We start from the raw sequence: 16,940 nt of genomic DNA, 5'->3' as shown, positions 1-16,940 counted from the left end.
GCGAGTGTTTAGATGGGACTGTAGGTTAAATGGGGCAAGTGCATCTGATTGCATAAGAACCTGCTGTAGAGGTGTGCTGGTTCGATGGGAAAAGGGGGTTGGCCCTATGGTCAAGGCCCCGGAATAGCTCTAGGTTGCCGGGACAGAACAAGACCGGACCTGCCTGATGAGCAAACCCAACGACAACCCCGCTGATCCGTTCAAAAAAGCGCTGGCCGAGGCCACCAAGGTCATGGCCAACGACCCTGAGCTGAACATCTCATACACGGTCGACCCATCAGGTCTGTCGGGCGAGGCGATGCGGCTGCCGCAGGTGTCTCGGCGTATGACGCGGGAAGAGGTTCTGCTGGCGCGCGGCACGGCGGATGCGCTGGCCTTGCAGCGCCGGTATCATGATGACGCCACCCATGCGCGCTATGCGCCTCCGGGGGATATGGCGCGGGACTTGTACGAGGCGATGGAGACAGCGCGTTGCGAGGCGATGGGTGCGCGGGATATGCCCGGCACCGCCAGCAACATAGACGTCAAGATCGGGCATGAGGCGATCCGGCGCGGATATGACCAGTGCAAGCAACCTGCCGATGCGCCTTTGTCGGTCGCGGCGGGCTATCTGATCCGGCATCTGGCCACCGGGCGCGATCTGCCGCCTGCGGCCGAGAATATCATGAACCTGTGGCGCGGGTTTATTGAGGAACAGGCCGGTGGCGTCTTGGAGAACCTTGATGACGTGCTGTCGGATCAGGCGGAGTTTGCCAAGTTCGCGCGGCAGATGATCAAGGATCTGGGCTATGGCGATCAGCTGGGCGATGACCCCGACGAGCTGGACGACGATCAGGAAGATCAGGCCGAGGACGACGCCGAGGAACAGCCCGATCCTGACAGCACCGGTCAGGATGATCAGGACGATCAGGACGCGGATGCGACCCCTGAGCAGACACAGGAAGAGCAGCAGGATCAATCTCAGGCGCAGGTCTCGATGGATGAGATGGCCGAGGATGAGCTGGGTGACGAGGCGGAGATGCCGGATGGCGAAGCGCCGCTGGAGCCGCCTGCCCCGCCGCCCGCATCCGAGGCCGACCCGGATTACAAGGTCTATCTGAGCACGCATGATGAAGAGATTGCGGCCGAAGATCTGGCCGAGCCTGCGGAACTGGAACGGCTGCGGGCCTATCTGGATCAGCAGCTTGAACCTTTGAAAGGGGCGGTTTCGCGCCTTGCCAACAAGTTGCAGCGCCGATTGCAGGCGCAACAGAATCGCAGTTGGGAATTCGACCGCGAGGAAGGCATTCTGGATGCGGGCCGTCTTGCGCGCGTTGTGGCAAACCCCACCACACCGCTGAGTTTCAAGGTCGAGAAGGATACCGAGTTCCGCGATACGGTGGTGACGCTGTTGCTGGACAATTCGGGGTCGATGCGGGGGCGTCCGATCTCGATCGCGGCCATTTGTGCCGATGTTCTGGCGCGGACGCTGGAGCGCTGCAATGTGAAGGTCGAGATTCTGGGCTTTACCACGCGGGCGTGGAAAGGCGGACAGGCGCGCGAGGCATGGCTGAACGATGGCCGTCCGCAGCAACCCGGCCGCCTGAACGACCTGCGCCATATCATCTATAAGGGCGCCGATGCCCCATGGCGGCGGGCGCGGCCCAATCTGGGTCTGATGATGAAAGAGGGCCTGCTGAAGGAAAACATCGACGGTGAGGCGCTGGAATGGGCGCATCGCCGGATGATCGCGCGGCGCGAGCAGCGCAAGATTCTGATGGTGATTTCGGATGGAGCTCCGGTTGATGATTCAACGCTGAGCGTGAACCCCGCCAACTATCTGGAGAAGCACCTGCGCGATGTGATTGCCATGGTGGAAAAGCGCAAGATGGTCGAGCTGCTGGCGATTGGCATCGGTCATGATGTGACCCGGTATTACGACCGTGCGGTGACGATCACCGATGTGGAACAGCTGGCTGGTGCGATGACGGAACAACTGGCGGCTTTGTTCGACAGTGATCCACGCGCGCGGGCGCGGGTGATGGGGATGAAAAAGGTTGGCTAGGCTGGCCTTGCCTCCGGCGGGAGTATTTCCCAAAAGATGAAAAGGCGGCGATATCGACCGCCCGGCTGAGGGAGGAGTAGTATGTTCCAGTCCTTTGAGGTGACCGCGCGGCCCGAGCAGGGGCCGCCGCGTCTGGCTGCGTTGCGCGCTGAGCTGGTGCACGAAGGGTTGGACGGGTTTCTGATCCCACGGTCGGATGCGCACCAGGGCGAGTATGTGGCCCCGCGGGATGAGCGTCTGGCCTGGTTGACCGGGTTTACGGGATCGGCCGGGTTCTGTGCTGCGCTGACCGACATGGCTGGTGTGTTCATCGACGGGCGGTATCGCACGCAGGTCAAGGCGCAGGTCGCGGATGTGTTCACGCCGGTGCCGTGGCCTGACGTGAGCCTGAGTGCATGGCTGAAAGAGCAGTTGCCCGGTGGAGGCAAGGTCGGTTTCGACCCATGGCTGCACGCGGCAGGGCAAATCTCGGCCGCGCTTGACGAGCTTGAGGGCACAGGCGTCGAACTGGTGCGCTGCGACAATCTGGTGGACCGGATCTGGGCAGACCAGCCTGAACCGCCGATGCAGGCCGTCAAGGCGCATCCGATCGAGTTTGCGGGTGAAACCGCTGACAGCAAGATTGCCAGACTGGCCGCAGACCTGCGGCAGGCCGGGCGAAAGGCCGCAGTAATCACATTGCCGGATTCGATCATGTGGCTGCTGAACATCCGGGGATCGGATATCGCTTACAACCCCGTGGCCCACGGGTTTGCGATCCTGCATGACGACGGCAGGGTCGATCTGTTCATGTCTGCGGCAAAACTGTTGGACGTGCAGGATCATCTGGACCCGAAGGTAACGGTGCGCAACCCTGCGGAGTTTCTGGATGCGGTGGCAGCGCTGGACGGTGCAGTGCAGGTGGATCCGAGCACGGTGCCGCAGATCGTGGCAGACGCGTTGGGCGATGCCATGGTGGATGGCGGCGACCCCTGTGCCCTGCCCAAGGCCTGCAAGAACCCGGCCGAAATCGCGGGCAGCGCCGAGGCGCATTTGCGCGATGCGGTGGCGGTGGTCGAAACCTTGTGCTGGCTGGACGCACAGCCCCCCGGCAGCCTGTCCGAGACGCAGGTGGTCACGCGGCTGGAAGAAAACCGCCGCAGGGACAATGTGTTGCAGGATATCTCGTTCGATACCATTGCCGGGACAGGCCCGAACGGCGCCATCATGCATTACCGCGTGACGGACGAGACCGACAGCCGGTTGCAGGATGGTCATCTGCTGGTGCTGGACAGTGGCGGGCAATATCTGGATGGCACCACCGATATCACGCGGACGCTTGCCATCGGCACTGTCGGGGCGGAGGAAAAGACCTGCTTCACCCGCGTGCTGAAGGGCATGATTGCCATGTCGATGCTGCGCTGGCCCGCAGGGCTGGCAGGACGCGATATCGAATGCGTGGCCCGCACGCCGCTTTGGGCGGCCGGGCAGGATTTCAACCATGGTGTCGGACATGGTGTCGGGGCCTATCTGAGCGTGCATGAGGGGCCGCAGCGCCTGTCGAAGGTCAGCCATGTCCCGCTGCAACCCGGCATGATCTTGTCGAATGAGCCGGGATATTACCGCGAGGGCGCTTTTGGCATCCGCATAGAAAACCTAGTGGTTGTAGAAGAAGCCCCGGCCCTGCCCGGTGGCGATGCGGAACGCGCGATGCTGTGCTGGCGCACCCTGACATTTGTGCCAATTGACCGCAGGCTGATCATGGTGGATATGTTGACGCCTGACGAACGCGGCTGGCTGAACGCCTATCATCGCGACGTCGCGGAAAAAATCCGCCCAAGGCTGGGACATGACGCGCAACTGTGGTTGGATGCCGCAACTGCGCCGATCTGACACCCGCCTGTTACATAGAACGGGCAGAGGAGAGGCCCCAATACGTCGACGGAAGGAATAGAAATGACTGAGATCACGATCCAAAAAGCACCGGGCAAATGGACTGTCCGTTCGGGCGGTGCGATTCTGGGCGAAACGAGCAACGCGCTGGAACTGCACGAAGGCGACAAAGCTCCGGTGATTTACTTTCCGCGCGGCGATGTTGCGATGGCGTTTCTGGATCAGACCGACAAGGTGACGCATTGCGCCGGCAAGGGCGACGCGACGCATTTTTCCATCGTCAACAAATCCTCGGTGACCGAAAACGCGGTCTGGAGCTATGAAGACCCGATTTCCACCGTGGCCGAGATCAAGGGATACCTGGCGTTTTATCCGGTGGACTCGGTGAAGGTGGAGCAGATTTAGAGGCGCCGGACAGGGTTTCAGCGGAGGCTTCGGGAACGCTTGTCCCGGTCGCGGGCCCCTTACGAATGTTCCTCGGCCGCGGTGGCTGCAAGGGCCCGGTTGTAAGCCTTGAGCGCGTCGACATGGTAGAGCGCGCCAACCGGTGTCTCGGACCCGTCCTGTTCCAGAACGATAACCGGAATGCAGGGAATGTCGTCGCGGTCGAAATAGGGCATCGCGGCCTCAAGCGTGGCGCTGGCCTGAATGCACAGGCCCTGTTTGATCAGGGCTTGCGCCTCGTCCGCAGTGATCGACCGTTGATCCCCAAGCGGACGCATTACCGCCCCGGCACGGAGCATTGCCAGCAGATAGGCCTGCGGCCCGGCGGCCAGATGGACATCGCGGCGTTCCAGCTGGGTCAGGAAGAAGGACCTGTCCACCAGGCGTGAGGCCAGCGCCGTGGACATGGACACACTGACCATAACAGCAAGGCCGATCTGCCAGTCGCCGGTCAGTTCAAACACGATCAGAGTGGTCGAGATCGGGGCACCCAGCACCGCCGCGGCCACCGCGCCCATTCCGGCAAAGGCATAAAGTGTGTGCGTGCCGGACACATCCGGCAGCAGCCCAGTGGCGATCAGTCCGAACGCCAGCCCGGTCAGCGCGCCGATCATCAGGGACGGTGAAAACACCCCACCCCCCATGCGCCCGCCCATGGTGATCGCCACGGCGATTGTCTTGGTCACCGCAAAAAGGATCGCGGTCGTCAGAACCAGATCACCGGTTAAAGCGCGGATCGTAGTCTGGTAGCCCACACCGATGATATGCGGGAACCAGATCGCCATCAGCCCCAGCATCGCGCCGGACACGGCCGGTCGCAGCCAGCCCGGAATGGACAGGCGGTTCTGGATATGGCTGCCGATATCTTCAGCAAAGAAGATCGATCGCATCAGCAGCAGCGCGACAAAGCCGCAGATCAGGCCAAGGATCAGGAAGGCGGGAAGTTCGACATAGAATTGCAGCGATCCGGGCGTTTCCAGCGTGAACTCGGTAACGTCGCCATATTCGAGGCGGTTGATTACCGTTCCGGCGACCGAGGCGATGACGATCGGGGCAAAGGCATGCACGGCGAAGTGGCGCAGCACGACCTCGAGCGCGAACAGGGCCCCGGCGATGGGGGCGTTGAAGCTGGCTGATACGGCGGCGGCGACAGCACAGCCCAGCAGGTCGCGGCCCGTAATCCCGTCGGCATGGATGCGGTTGCTGACCCAGGTGGAAATCACCCCGGCCATATGCACCACGGGGCCTTCGCGGCCCGTTGACCCCCCGGAACTGAGCGTGATCAGCGAGGCAAAGAACGAGGCGATGCCGGCCTTGACCTCGACCCGCCCGTCGGTGATGGCGGACCCTTCGATCACATCAGCGACGGACCTGACGCGCCCGTCATTGGTGAACCGGTTCAGGATCAGGCCCACGACCAGCCCACCGATGATCGGGATGATCAGGATCATGAACCACGGCAGTTTCTCGGCATGGCTGTGCAGCAGCAGGACGTCGTCGGTGTCATAGAGATAGGCCTGCAACGCACGGATGGCTTTGCGGAACCCAAGCGCCATGAAACCGGCAGCGATACCGATGACCAGTGCGATGAACCAGAACTGGATCTGGCTTGGCCCCCGGCGCAGCATCACCCGCCACGCATCCTTGATCGCGGCCAGAGCCTGATTGAGCTGGTTGCGCAGAACGGTGCGGGTCGACTGGGTCATTGGCCCTCGGGGATCATCACGTAACCCTTAGTAAGCCACGGAGCACCCTAATAAAAGTGAGATAGCGACAGTGTGAGGCCAATTCGTGCCACGGGCGCATCAGGCCTGCAGCAGGGCCCGGGCGGCGGCGCGGGCCTCGTCCGTGATGGTGTCGCCCGCCACCATGCGCGCAATCTCGTCCACCCGGTCGGGCTGGGCCAGAGGGATGACGGTGGACAGGGTTTGCCCGTCCGTGACCTGTTTCTGCACCCGCCAGTGATGCGCCGCACGCGCGGCGACCTGCGGAGAATGGGTGACAACCAGCACCTGCCCGCCCTGCGCCAATGACGCGAGTCTGCGCCCGACCGCATCGGCAGTGGCCCCGCCAACGCCGCGATCAATCTCGTCAAAGATCATCGTGCGGGCACTGTCATCGCCCGACAGGCACACTTTGAGCGCCAGCAGGAAGCGGCTGAGTTCACCCCCCGAGGCGATCTTGTTCAGCGGCCCCGCAGGCGCGCCCGGGTTGGTGGCCACGGTAAAGGCCACCGCGTCGGTCCCTTCGGGGCCGGGTTCGGCCGGGGTGAGTTCGGTCCGGAACACCGCGCGTTCCATTTTGAGCGGCGCCAGTTCCGCCATGACGGCAGCGTCCAGCCGCCCGGCAGCCGCCGCGCGGGCCGCGCTGAGGTCGGCGGAAGCATTGTCATAAGCCTTCTGTGCCGCGTCCACGGCGGCACGCCTGTCCGCCAGGTCGGCATCGCCTGCTTCCAACTGGTTGAGGCGGGTGCGCAGAGTGTCGGCAAACGCGCCCAGGTCATCCGGGGCCACGTCATGTTTGCGGGCCAGTGCGCGGATGGCAAACAGGCGTTCTTCGGCCTGTTCCAGTTCCGACGGGTTGAAGTCCAGCGCCTGAAGGCAGGCGTTCACGCCATCCTGCGCCTCGCCCAGTTCAATCATCGCGCGCCCCAGCGCGGCAATCGGTTCGTCCAGCTGACCGCCCGCGTTGCCGGACACGCCTTCCAGCCAGCGGATAGCGTCGGACATCGCCCCTTCGGCACCGTCCCCGGTCAGCATGGCATAGGCGCGGGCGATATCATCGCGGATACGCTCGGCCCCCTGCATCATGCGGCGGCGGGCATCAAGTTCGGCATCCTCACCGGGCTGAGGATCAAGCTGATCCAGCTCGGAAACCGCGTGGCGCAGGAAATCTTCCTCACTTCGGACGGCCGCGAGCGCGGCCTCGGTCTCGGCCAGTGCCTTGCGGGCGCGTGACATGTCGGCCCAGGCCGCACGAACGGATGTCAGCCGGTCCGAGACCCCGGCGAAATCGTCCAGCATGGCCCGGTGGCCGCGCGGGTTCAGCAACCCGCGGTCATCATGCTGGCCGTGCAGTTCGATCAGGGTTTCCGACAGTGCGCGCAGCACATCGCCCGAGCAGCGACGGTCATTGACCCAAGCGGTCTTGCGCCCTTCGGCGGTGTTGATCCGGCGCAGGATCAGCTCATCCCCGCCCGGCAAGCCCGCCTCGGCCAGTATCGCATGTGCGGGATGATCGGCGGAAAGCTCGAACTCGGCCACAACCTCGCCCTGTGCCGCACCCTGCCGTACCAGTTCCGCACGCCCGCGCCAGCCCAGAACAAAGCCCAGCGAATCCAGAAGGATAGACTTTCCCGCGCCGGTTTCACCGGTCAACGCATTCAGGCCCGGCTGAAAACTGAGTTCCAGCCGGTCGATGATCAGCATGTCGCGGATATCAAGGGCGCGCAGCATCGGGTCTTCAGCGTCCCAAGCCTAATGCCATGGCGATTACAACCACTCACCCTTGATGGTCTGACGATAGATCGTGCTGAGCCAGTTGTTGCCACGGCTCTTGAGCTGAAGCCCGCGTGAGGTCAGCAGCTTGTACGCATCGTCATACCATTCCGAGGATTGGTAGTTGTAGCCAAGGATGGCACCTGCGGTTTGCGCCTCATCCAGCAGGCCGAGGGAAAGATAAGCCTCGACCAAACGATAAAGCGCTTCGGCGGTGTGGGACGTGGTCTGGAAATCCTCGACCACGACGCGGAAGCGGTTGATGGCCGCGGCAAAGTGATCCTGACGCAGGTAATAGCGCCCGATCTCCATCTCTTTGCCGGCCAGGTGGTCAAAGGCCAGATCGAATTTCAACACTGCCGAGGTGGCATATTCGCTGTCGGGATAAACCTCGATCACGGTGCGCAGCGATTGCAGCGCCTGAAAGGTCAGCCCCTGATCGCGCCCGACCTCGTCAATCTGGTCGTAATAGCTGAGAGCCAGCAGATACTGGGCATAGGCCGCGTCTTCGTCCGTTGGATAGAAGTCGATATACCGCTGGGCCGCGGCCCGGCTTTCTTCGTAGTTCTTGTCGGAGTGGAACGAGAACGCCTGCATGATCAGCGCACGCTTGGCCCAGTCTGAATAGGGATACAGACGCTCAACCTCGGAGAAATACCATGCCGCGTCATCCGAGCGATTCTGCGACAGTTCGTATTCGCCACGGGTGTAGATCTGTTCCGGTGTGAACCCTTCCAGATTCTGATCCCGGTCCGCGCCCTTGTTGCCGAAAAGGCCGCCCCCGTTACCGCATGCCGTCAAAACTGCTGCCAGAAGAACCGCGCCTGCGAATCTGACTGCCGCTTTGCTGCCAACCATACCGCCCATCCTTGTCGTCTTACTTAATGGGGTTCGCCCCGAATTGAGCCATGGTCTAGCACAGAAAATTCCGGTGCAAAACGCCTTATGCAACATCTGGCGCAAATGTCGTCAGAGTTGATCTGATCAGGCGACTTCGGGAATTTCGTTTACGATCAGGCCCTGCCCCGGCAGGCGTGCGGCCTGTTCCGGCGTGCACAGAACCGGGCGCACCGCGCCGGGCGTTTCAAACAGATTGCGCAGCAATGTGTTGGTCAGCGAATGACCCGACTTGTCGCCCGTGAAACGGCCCAGAATCGGCCCGCCTGCCAGATAGAGGTCACCCAGAGCATCCAGCATCTTGTGGCGCACGGCTTCGTCGACGCGGCGGAACCCGCCGGGCGTCAGAACCTCGCTGCCCTGCACGACCACGGCGTTATCCAGAGTACCGCCCAGGGCCAGCCCGTGTTCGCGCATGGCTTCAACATCAATGCGGCGGCAGAAGGTGCGGCAATCGCTGAGTTCGCGCGCGAACGACCCGTTGCGCATATCCAGCGTCTTGGTCTGGCTGCCGATTGCGCTGTCTTCGAAATCAATGTGGAAATCGATGATCAGCCCATCCGCAGGTGCGATGCTTGCGCTGGCCCCTTCACGCGATGCGGTGACGGTCTTCAGCACCTCATAGGCCAGCACCGGGCTGGCCTGACGGCGCACGCCTCGGGCCATGATGCCGCGTACGAAATCGATCGAAGACCCGTCCATGATCGGAACTTCGGGGCCGTCGATTTCAATCAGTGCGTTGTGAACGCCGCACCCGGCCAAAGCTGCCATGATATGTTCGATGGTGGATACCGACACCCCGGCATCATTCACCAGACGGGTGCAAAGCGGGGTCCGTTCGACCACGTGATAGATCGCCGGGATCATCGCATCGCCCAGATGGATATCCGTCCGTTTGAACCAGATGCCATGACCAGCTGCTGCCGGTTTCAGGATCATGGTCGCAGGCTTGCCGCTGTGCAGCCCGACGCCTTTAAACGTGACCGGAGATTTGAGCGTATGTTGCAAAATGGGCCTCGGCGAGTGGTGTCCAGCCTGCTGGGGCTGTGTTGGACACTCAGTTAAGGAAGCCCGCGTCAAGGCTCAACTCACTCTTTGTAACCGAATGAAACATGTATGTAACAGATCGGCAAAACCCTGCTTACCCGTTCGTAAGCCACTGTTTTAAAAAGAATTAGGGCCGCCAAATGGCGACCCCGTGAGTGGATTTTGTTACCGCGATCAGTTGGCCTGACGGCGCAGGAAGGCTGGAATTTCGATACGATCCTGATCCGGGTCGGCCTCATCGTGAATCGGTGCCGTGGCCTCGGACTGGCGCAGAACGGGCTGCTGACGCGGCGGATGGGCCGGTGTATCAGAGGCGTGCCCGGTCATCCGGTCGATCAGCCGATTGAAGCCAAACCGCGAGCGTTCTTCGGGTTCGTGATGCGAAACCGCCGCTTGCGGGCGGGGCGCTGCGGCGCGCTGAGCTGCCGAGGGAACCTTCTGAACCGCTGCCTGCAAACGCTGGAGCGCTTCGGGCGACGGGGTGCCTGCGACAGGCGCGCGCGGGGCAACAAAAGCCTCGGGCGCCGGTTCTATTTGCTCGGGCTGCGGCTCGAATTCGGCGACGCGCGGCTGATAGGCCGGTGGCGGCAGATCGTCCTCATCCCGTTCATCAAACGGCTGGAACTTCGGCTGGGCGGGCTCTTCCGCGGCTTCAAACAACGAAGGTTCGCGGTCCTCTTCCATCTGCGGCGCGGGCTCTGCCATTTCGGCGGCTGCGGGCGCTTCTTCGCGACCGTATTCTTCGGCCGAAACGGTGCGGGTCAGCGGCTCGGACATCGAGCGGCGCGCGACCGGAATATCAGCCGTTTTTTCGGTGGCGTCGATGCCGGTCGCAACAACCGACACGCGCATGCCGCCTTCCATCGCGGTATCCAGCGTCGAGCCGACGATGATGTTCGCCTCGGGGTCCACTTCCTCGCGGATGCGGTTGGCGGCTTCGTCCAGCTCGAACAGGGTCAGGTCGTGCGAACCGGTGATGTTGATCAGTACACCCTTGGCGCCCTTGAGGCTGATTTCGTCCAGCAGCGGGTTGGCGATGGCTTTTTCCGCCGCCTGAATGGCGCGGTCTTCGCCAGTTGCCTCACCGGTGCCCATCATGGCTTTGCCCATCTCGTCCATCACGGCGCGTACATCCGCAAAGTCGAGGTTGATCAGGCCCGGACGCACCATCAGGTCGGTTACGCCTTTGACACCCTGATACAGGACATCGTCGGCCATCGAGAACGCCTCGGTAAAGGTAGTCTTTTCATTGGCGAGGCGGAACAGGTTCTGGTTCGGAATGATGATCAGCGTGTCGACGACCCTTTGCAGTGCCTCAACACCGTCCTCGGCCTGACGCATCCGCTTGGCACCTTCGAACTGGAAGGGCTTGGTTACGACACCCACGGTCAGCACGCCCAGCTCACGCGCGGCCTGCGCGATGATCGGAGCGGCGCCGGTGCCGGTGCCGCCACCCATGCCCGCGGTGATAAAGCACATATGCGCGCCTGCCAGATGGTCGACGATCTGTTCGATGCTTTCTTCGGCAGCCGCGGCACCCACGGCCGGACGGGCCCCTGCCCCCAAACCTTCGGTGACCTTCACACCCAGTTGCACCCGCGCCGAGGACTGGCTTTGCTGCAGCGCCTGCGCATCGGTGTTGGCGACGACAAAATCGACGCCGTCCAGCTGTTTTTCAATCATGTTGTTGACAGCGTTACCGCCCGCACCGCCAACGCCAAATACTGTAATCCGAGGCTTCAGTTCGTCTTGCCCGGGCATCGAAAGATTCAATGTCATGCTCTGTCCGCCTGTATTTATGTTCCGCCAAAGCGGTATTTTTCTTACCTATCCTTGCTCGATTCTAGCGGGCTGATGCGAAAAGGTCACGTCAAAAATCGCGATTCACCACAAAATATGGAGGAAATAAGGCAGAAACCGGCGGCATTTCGCGGGTACTGCCAGATATAGCGGAAACATCGGCGACCATCACAAGGCAGACGACCCCGGCGCGAGGACTCAGCCGTTCGTCACGCTTTGGTCGACCATCATTTACACTGCGGAAAACTGCTCAGGTCCTGCCGCGAGGCCTCTGCCGGGCCTTGTGGATATCTTGAGGGATAAATCGGCGCGCCGCAACCGGATTTTTCAACTGAGCGGCGCACTTGGACAGTTCAGGCTGGTTTCGGTGATGCTGCGCACCTCCTGGATTTCGCTTTCTGCAAACGAGGCCAGACGCACCATCAGACGGCCTTCGTGCAGGAAGGGCCACCAGCAGACGGGAATACCATCCGGATCATTGTCATAGAGAAAGCAGATCTGACCGTTTGGCGTGGTGATCTGCCCATAGACACAGCCCTGCCCCTCTTGTCGCCAAACCGAAACGTGACGGTTCAGAAATTGCTCGGTCCCGACGAAATAGCCGCTGCGAATCTCATGGAACGTGAGCGTTTTGCCGACGGCGGCATCCAGAAATGCCTCGGGCGTGATGATGGTCTGGGCCGAAACCCATCCCGGCAACAGGGCCGTACACAGCGCGGCCCGTTGCAGGTGTCTACCAATTGTCACGGAACCACCGGACGGCCCGCTTGAACGGGCGCGCGGCGTAGGTATCGACCGGGATTTCGAAATCCCACCATTCGTCCTGCGGGTGCGCCGCAAACAGGCTGAGCCCCACTGAGGACGAGAACGCCGGTCCTGTCGCCGATTGCGGCAGGCCATGCACTCGCAGCGGGCGGCCCAGACGCACGCGTTGACCAAGGATGCGGGTCGCCAGGCCGTCCAGCCCCATGATCTGACTGCCGCCACCGGTCAGAACGATCTGCTGGCTTGGCATGTGTTCAAACCCGGCCGCATCCAGACGCACGCGGACCTCTTCTAGAATTTCCTCGACGCGCGGACGCATGATGCCGATCAGTTCGGCCCGACTGACCGTGCGGCGGTCGTGTTCCCAGTCACCGGTATCGCCGCCGATATCGATCATGTCGCGGTCATCAGCGCCGGTCGCATGAACGCCGCCATTGAACGTCTTGATCCGTTCCGCCACAGCCGCGGGCACACCCAGCCCCATCGAGATATCGGCGGTCACGTGATCGCCGCCCATACGCACGCAATCGGCATAGATCATGTGTTTCTTCATGAAGATCGAAACGCTGGTGGTGCCGCCGCCCATGTCGATACAGGCCGCGCCCAGTTCCTGCTCATCCTCGACCAGCGCGGAAATTCCCGAGACATAAGCCGAGTTTGCAATCCCGGCGAGTTCCAGATCGCAGCGTTTGATACAGCGCACGATGTTCTGAATCGCCATCGCATCGACGGTCAACATGTGCATATCGACCGCAAGGCTTTGACCCATCTGCCCGCGCGGGTCGATCAGGCCCGAGCGGTTGTCGAGCGCAAAGTTGACCGGCTGTGCGTGCAGCACCTCGCGCCCGTCGCCGTAATCCGGCACGTCGCAGGCGTTCAGAACACGGCCCACTTCGGCCTCGGACACCAGTTGGCCATCCAGATCGACCTGCGCGTCCAGCCCGTAAGAGCGCGGGTTGGCCCCCGAGAAACAGGCGATGACGTGATCGACACGGATATCGGCCATCTTCTGCGCCGCCTGAAGCGCGGTGCGGATGGCGCGTTCGGTTTCCTGCATGGCGGTGACTTCGCCAAACTGTACGCCGCGCGAACGTGTCGTTGCGGCCCCGATCACCCGAAACCCCGTCTGCCCCGCCATCGAGCCGATGGTGTTATCTTCACTCAGCCGGCCCGATCCGTCAAAACGCAGAACCAGACAGGCAATCTTGGAACTGCCCACGTCCAGAATCGCGATCACACCGCGTTGCAATGCCTGGCGCCGCATCTGACGCATGGCGCGTTGGGACTGATAAAGATCGGTCATCATGCTCGTTACTGCCCGTTACTCATTGTCACTTTTGTATTCCACCAGTCTTCGCTGGCGGCTTTGGTCATTCGGATGGTGGGACGCTGGCCAAGGCGCATGTCGACCACGGCCACGTCGCGTTCCAGAAGGTCCTGCACCTCGTTCACCGCAAGCACGCGTTCCAGCGCGCGCACCGGGCGTTCGGTCGGCAGCATGATGCGCTGGCCACGGTCCAGGACCAGATCCCAGCGTCGTTCACCCACGCGCACCAGCCCGCGCACACGGTTGCCCAGGCTGCGGGCGGTCTGGAAAATCTCGAGCGCCTGCGCCACATGGGCATCTGCACCCGCGCCCGCGATCAGCGGCAGGTCGGCATGGTCCTTGCGAGAGGTGGTTTCCTTGACATGCGCGCCGGTCTCGTCGAGCAGTTCGAGCCCGTCATGCGTCCGCCAGACAATCACGGGCTGACGCTCGACCACGTTGACCTGAAGGATGCCGCCGGGACGGATGCGGACGGTTGCCGATTTCACCGGATCGAGCCCGGTGATCGTGTCGCGCATCTGTTCGACATCCAGATCCCAGGAACTGATCGGAAAATCCAGAGGCACGACCTCGCGGATATCATCGGACAGGCTGGTGCCTGCCCCGTCGATGGCCATCAGGTTGACCATGAACTCGGGGCGTTCCTGAATAGAGGTGCGAATATCGGCGATATAGGTACCAAGCGCTTCGCGCCGGTCCTGAGAGGCAAAATAGACACCAACTGCCGCAGCAATGGCACAGATCGGCAGGCCAAGCTTGACGCCCAGACGGATACCCGGTGTCAGCATCCAGCGCTGAAGACGATAGCTGAGGCGCGACGGGGCCGGATCGCTGCGGCGTGCGGTGCGGGAAAACACCCGCGCCCCGCGCAGGCGCAGAATGGGCTGGGTGTCATGCGGTTCCGTATCTGCCGAGGCAAAATCGGCATCCGGCCCGGCAAGGGGCTTGGTGCGATGGATTTCCAGAGAGCGGCTGGCGATTAACGGTTGCATGAGGCGTCCTTAACCATCCAGGCGCAGAGCTGACCAAATGTCATGCCCATATGCGCGGCCTGTTCCGGGGCCAGCGAGGTGGGTGTCATGCCCGGCTGGGTATTGGTTTCCAGCAGAAACAGCCCATCAGCACCCGCGCTGTCATCCCAGCGAAAATCGGTGCGGCTGACACCCTTGCAGCCCAAAGCATCATGCGCGCGCAAGGCATAATCCATACAGCGATCAAAGATATCCTGCGGGATATCGGCGGGGACCACGTGCCATGATCCGCCGGGTTTGTACTTGGCGTCATAATCGTACCAGCCGCCATCGGTCATGATCTCGGTCACGGTCAGGGCGCGGTCGCCCATGACGGTCACGGTCAGCTCGCGCCCGGCCACGTATTTCTCGACCATGATCTGGTCGGGCATGTCTTCGGACAGCTGCGGCGGGCCGTTGGCGTTTTCGTGAACGATGTAGATGCCGACACTGGACCCTTCGTTATTGGGCTTGGCCACATAGGGCGGTTCCATCACATGGGCGCGGGTCACTTCGGCCCGCGGGACGATCACACTGGGGACAACGGGCAGACCTTCGGCCTGATAGACGTCCTTGCTGCGTTGCTTGTCCATGGCAAGGGCCGAGGCCAGAACGCCCGAATGGGTATAGGGGATACGCATCCATTCAAGCATCCCCTGCACGCAGCCATCCTCGCCCCAGCGGCCATGCAGGGCGTTGAAAACCACATCCGGCTGAATATCCAACAGGCGCGCATAGAGGTCGGGACCTGCGTCCAGTTCGACCACTTCAAAGCCTTCTCCCACAAGGGCGGCCGCGCATTCGCGCCCAGAGCTGAGAGACACCTCGCGTTCCGCCGAGGGGCCGCCCATCAATACCGCCACTTTGGGGTTTGTCCTGCTCGACATACCCAATGTGCGCCTCAATGTCCCCGGACCTTATGTGGTGGCCCGTACTGCGTTTATGCCTTTGATCCGTCGCCTGAATTTGCCTGTTTTGGTCTGACGGTCGGGGCTTTATTCTTTTAGCGGATCACCGACCCGCATGATTTCCCACTCTAGCGTGATGCCGCTTGTTTCGTAAACCTTTTTTCGCACCTCTTCGCCCAGGCCTTCGAGGTCGTCAGCGGTGGCGGTGCCGGTATTGATCAGGAAGTTCGAGTGTTTCGGGCTCATCTGCGCCCCGCCGCGTGCCGCACCGCGCATTCCGGCATCGTCGATCACTTTCCACGCCTTGAGGTCATGCACGTCATCAGCCTGCCCGGTCGAGGAAAAACCGGCCGGGTTGCGGAAGGTCGATCCGGCGCTGCGGTCCTTGGTGGGCTGGGTTTCGTCACGCTTTTTCAGTTGCGCTTCCATTCGGGCGTGAAGGTCATCGGGATCGCTGGACGGGCCTTCGAACGTGGCCGAAATCAGAACGGCGCCTTCGGGCAGGTCGGACTGGCGATAGCGAAAGTTCAGATCCTCGGGCGTCAGGTCCCGCAGGTCGCCCTGCCGGGTGACAATGGTGGCCTTGCGCAGCACATCCGCTGTGTAGCTGCCATAACAGCCCGCATTCATCCGCACCGCGCCCCCGACCGAGCCGGGGATAGTGCGCAGGAAGGTCAGGTCCACGCCCGCATCCGCCGCCTTGCGCGCAACATGTGCGTCCAGCGCCGCCGCGCCCGCGGTGACGGTATTGCCCTCAACTGAGATGGCGTTGAACCCGCGCCCCAGCCGGATCACAACGGCCCGCAAGCCACCATCGCGCACGATGAGGTTCGAGCCGACCCCCATCGGAAAGACCGGCACATCATCCGGCAGATCGCGCAGGAAGGCCTGCAAGTCTTCGACATCGGCAGGTTGGAACAGATAATCCGCCGGCCCACCAACGCGGAGCCATGTGAGGTCAGACAGGTTGCGCGCTTTGGACAGGCGGCCCCGGACATCGGGAAGAACAGGGGGAAGCAGAGTCATGTAGTCGCGCGCACCGCCAGGCTGCGCCCACCGACCCCGCCCATTATTGCGGCGAAAAGGAAGGGAAGAACACCGGCAGTCAACCAGACCAGCGGGCCGAACGCCTTGTCTTCTTCACCCGTTCCGACACCAGCCAGCACGACGATCAGCCCCAGACCTACCGCGGATGTCAGCCCGATCAGCCACAGAAGGCTGCGCAGGCCAAGCCAGCGGCCCGCCGTAAACCCGGCAGCGGCACCCAGAACGAAGGAAACGAGCGGCAGATAGGCAAATGTGGCGATTGTCGCCATGACAGATCTCCTG

At 62.2% G+C, this 16,940-nt stretch carries 14 protein-coding genes; 3 read left to right on the top strand and 11 right to left on the bottom strand.

Features of this window, described 5'->3' with window-relative positions; genetic code table 11:
* Window positions 1–166: 166 nt before the first annotated feature.
* From cobT to ACR0BK_RS06310, 3 genes are all read left to right on the top strand, one after another.
* Window positions 167–2,044 carry a cobaltochelatase subunit CobT gene (gene cobT, locus ACR0BK_RS06320; RefSeq protein WP_480554085.1) on the top strand — a complete coding sequence of 626 codons (1,878 nt, stop codon included), beginning with the start codon at window positions 167–169 and terminating at the stop codon, window positions 2,042–2,044.
* Between the two features lie 81 nt (window positions 2,045–2,125).
* The gene (locus ACR0BK_RS06315; protein WP_480554084.1) at window positions 2,126–3,916 is read left to right on the top strand and encodes an aminopeptidase P family protein; all 1,791 of its coding nucleotides are present in this window, start codon (window positions 2,126–2,128) and stop codon (window positions 3,914–3,916) included.
* A 63-nt stretch (window positions 3,917–3,979) separates the two neighbouring features.
* Window positions 3,980–4,321 carry a DUF427 domain-containing protein gene (locus ACR0BK_RS06310; protein WP_480475975.1) on the top strand — a complete coding sequence of 114 codons (342 nt, stop codon included), beginning with the start codon at window positions 3,980–3,982 and terminating at the stop codon, window positions 4,319–4,321.
* A gap of 59 nt (window positions 4,322–4,380) precedes the next feature.
* On the opposite strand, the gene ACR0BK_RS06305 is transcribed toward ACR0BK_RS06310, so the two are convergent.
* The 11 genes from ACR0BK_RS06305 to ACR0BK_RS06255 all read right to left on the bottom strand — a co-directional run bounded on the left by ACR0BK_RS06305 (window position 4,381) and on the right by ACR0BK_RS06255 (window position 16,927).
* A complete protein-coding gene (locus ACR0BK_RS06305; protein WP_480516306.1) occupies window positions 4,381–6,066 on the bottom strand; it encodes a chloride channel protein in 1,686 nt (561 codons plus the stop codon).
* A 99-nt stretch (window positions 6,067–6,165) separates the two neighbouring features.
* Window positions 6,166–7,815 (bottom strand): DNA repair protein RecN, encoded by a 1,650-nt coding sequence (gene recN / locus ACR0BK_RS06300; RefSeq protein ID WP_480554082.1) that lies wholly within the window; start codon window positions 7,813–7,815, stop codon window positions 6,166–6,168.
* Between the two features lie 36 nt (window positions 7,816–7,851).
* Entirely contained in the window at window positions 7,852–8,715 is an 864-nt protein-coding gene (locus ACR0BK_RS06295; RefSeq protein WP_480554081.1) for an outer membrane protein assembly factor BamD, read from the bottom strand.
* Window positions 8,716–8,841: 126 nt separating this feature from the next.
* Window positions 8,842–9,762 (bottom strand): UDP-3-O-acyl-N-acetylglucosamine deacetylase, encoded by a 921-nt coding sequence (gene lpxC / locus ACR0BK_RS06290; RefSeq protein WP_480516302.1) that lies wholly within the window; start codon window positions 9,760–9,762, stop codon window positions 8,842–8,844.
* A gap of 213 nt (window positions 9,763–9,975) precedes the next feature.
* Window positions 9,976–11,580 carry a cell division protein FtsZ gene (gene ftsZ / locus ACR0BK_RS06285; RefSeq protein WP_480554080.1) on the bottom strand — a complete coding sequence of 535 codons (1,605 nt, stop codon included), beginning with the start codon at window positions 11,578–11,580 and terminating at the stop codon, window positions 9,976–9,978.
* 348 nt (window positions 11,581–11,928) lie between these two features.
* Window positions 11,929–12,348, bottom strand: a complete 420-nt coding sequence (locus ACR0BK_RS06280) for a hypothetical protein (protein WP_480516298.1) — start codon at window positions 12,346–12,348, stop codon at window positions 11,929–11,931.
* Window positions 12,335–13,669: a cell division protein FtsA gene (gene ftsA / locus ACR0BK_RS06275; RefSeq protein WP_209504922.1), complete on the bottom strand. Its 1,335-nt coding sequence runs from the start codon at window positions 13,667–13,669 to the stop codon at window positions 12,335–12,337. The genes ACR0BK_RS06280 and ftsA overlap by 14 nt, the downstream gene beginning before the upstream one ends.
* 8 nt (window positions 13,670–13,677) lie before the next feature.
* Complete coding sequence (locus ACR0BK_RS06270; protein WP_267363880.1) at window positions 13,678–14,685, bottom strand: cell division protein FtsQ/DivIB; 1,008 nt, start codon at window positions 14,683–14,685, stop codon at window positions 13,678–13,680.
* Entirely contained in the window at window positions 14,673–15,596 is a 924-nt protein-coding gene (locus ACR0BK_RS06265; RefSeq protein WP_480493807.1) for a D-alanine--D-alanine ligase, read from the bottom strand. Before ACR0BK_RS06265 ends, ACR0BK_RS06270 begins: the two co-directional genes overlap by 13 nt.
* 102 nt (window positions 15,597–15,698) lie before the next feature.
* Window positions 15,699–16,637, bottom strand: a complete 939-nt coding sequence (gene murB, locus ACR0BK_RS06260; protein WP_480554079.1) for a UDP-N-acetylmuramate dehydrogenase — start codon at window positions 16,635–16,637, stop codon at window positions 15,699–15,701.
* Window positions 16,634–16,927, bottom strand: coding sequence for a hypothetical protein (locus ACR0BK_RS06255; protein ID WP_209504519.1), 294 nt, complete (start codon window positions 16,925–16,927; stop codon window positions 16,634–16,636). Before ACR0BK_RS06255 ends, murB begins: the two co-directional genes overlap by 4 nt.
* Window positions 16,928–16,940: the final 13 nt, after the last annotated feature.

Source organism: Ruegeria sp. AF1, from assembly GCF_056542125.1.
This window is presented reverse-complemented; position numbering and strand designations above follow the sequence as displayed.

What these genes read in the sequence shown, in the direction of transcription:
- ACR0BK_RS06255 (WP_209504519.1), bottom strand. Translation starts at nt 16,927, where the DNA reads ATGGCGACAATCGCCACATTTGCCTATCTGCCGCTCGTTTCCTTCGTT.
- recN (WP_480554082.1), bottom strand. Translation starts at nt 7,815, where the DNA reads ATGCTGCGCGCCCTTGATATCCGCGACATGCTGATCATCGACCGGCTG.
- ACR0BK_RS06270 (WP_267363880.1), bottom strand. Translation starts at nt 14,685, where the DNA reads ATGCAACCGTTAATCGCCAGCCGCTCTCTGGAAATCCATCGCACCAAG.
- ACR0BK_RS06305 (WP_480516306.1), bottom strand. Translation starts at nt 6,066, where the DNA reads ATGACCCAGTCGACCCGCACCGTTCTGCGCAACCAGCTCAATCAGGCT.
- murB (WP_480554079.1), bottom strand. Translation starts at nt 16,637, where the DNA reads ATGACTCTGCTTCCCCCTGTTCTTCCCGATGTCCGGGGCCGCCTGTCC.
- cobT (WP_480554085.1), top strand. Translation starts at nt 167, where the DNA reads ATGAGCAAACCCAACGACAACCCCGCTGATCCGTTCAAAAAAGCGCTG.
- ftsZ (WP_480554080.1), bottom strand. Translation starts at nt 11,580, where the DNA reads ATGACATTGAATCTTTCGATGCCCGGGCAAGACGAACTGAAGCCTCGG.
- ACR0BK_RS06315 (WP_480554084.1), top strand. Translation starts at nt 2,126, where the DNA reads ATGTTCCAGTCCTTTGAGGTGACCGCGCGGCCCGAGCAGGGGCCGCCG.
- ftsA (WP_209504922.1), bottom strand. Translation starts at nt 13,669, where the DNA reads ATGACCGATCTTTATCAGTCCCAACGCGCCATGCGTCAGATGCGGCGC.
- ACR0BK_RS06310 (WP_480475975.1), top strand. Translation starts at nt 3,980, where the DNA reads ATGACTGAGATCACGATCCAAAAAGCACCGGGCAAATGGACTGTCCGT.
- ACR0BK_RS06295 (WP_480554081.1), bottom strand. Translation starts at nt 8,715, where the DNA reads ATGGTTGGCAGCAAAGCGGCAGTCAGATTCGCAGGCGCGGTTCTTCTG.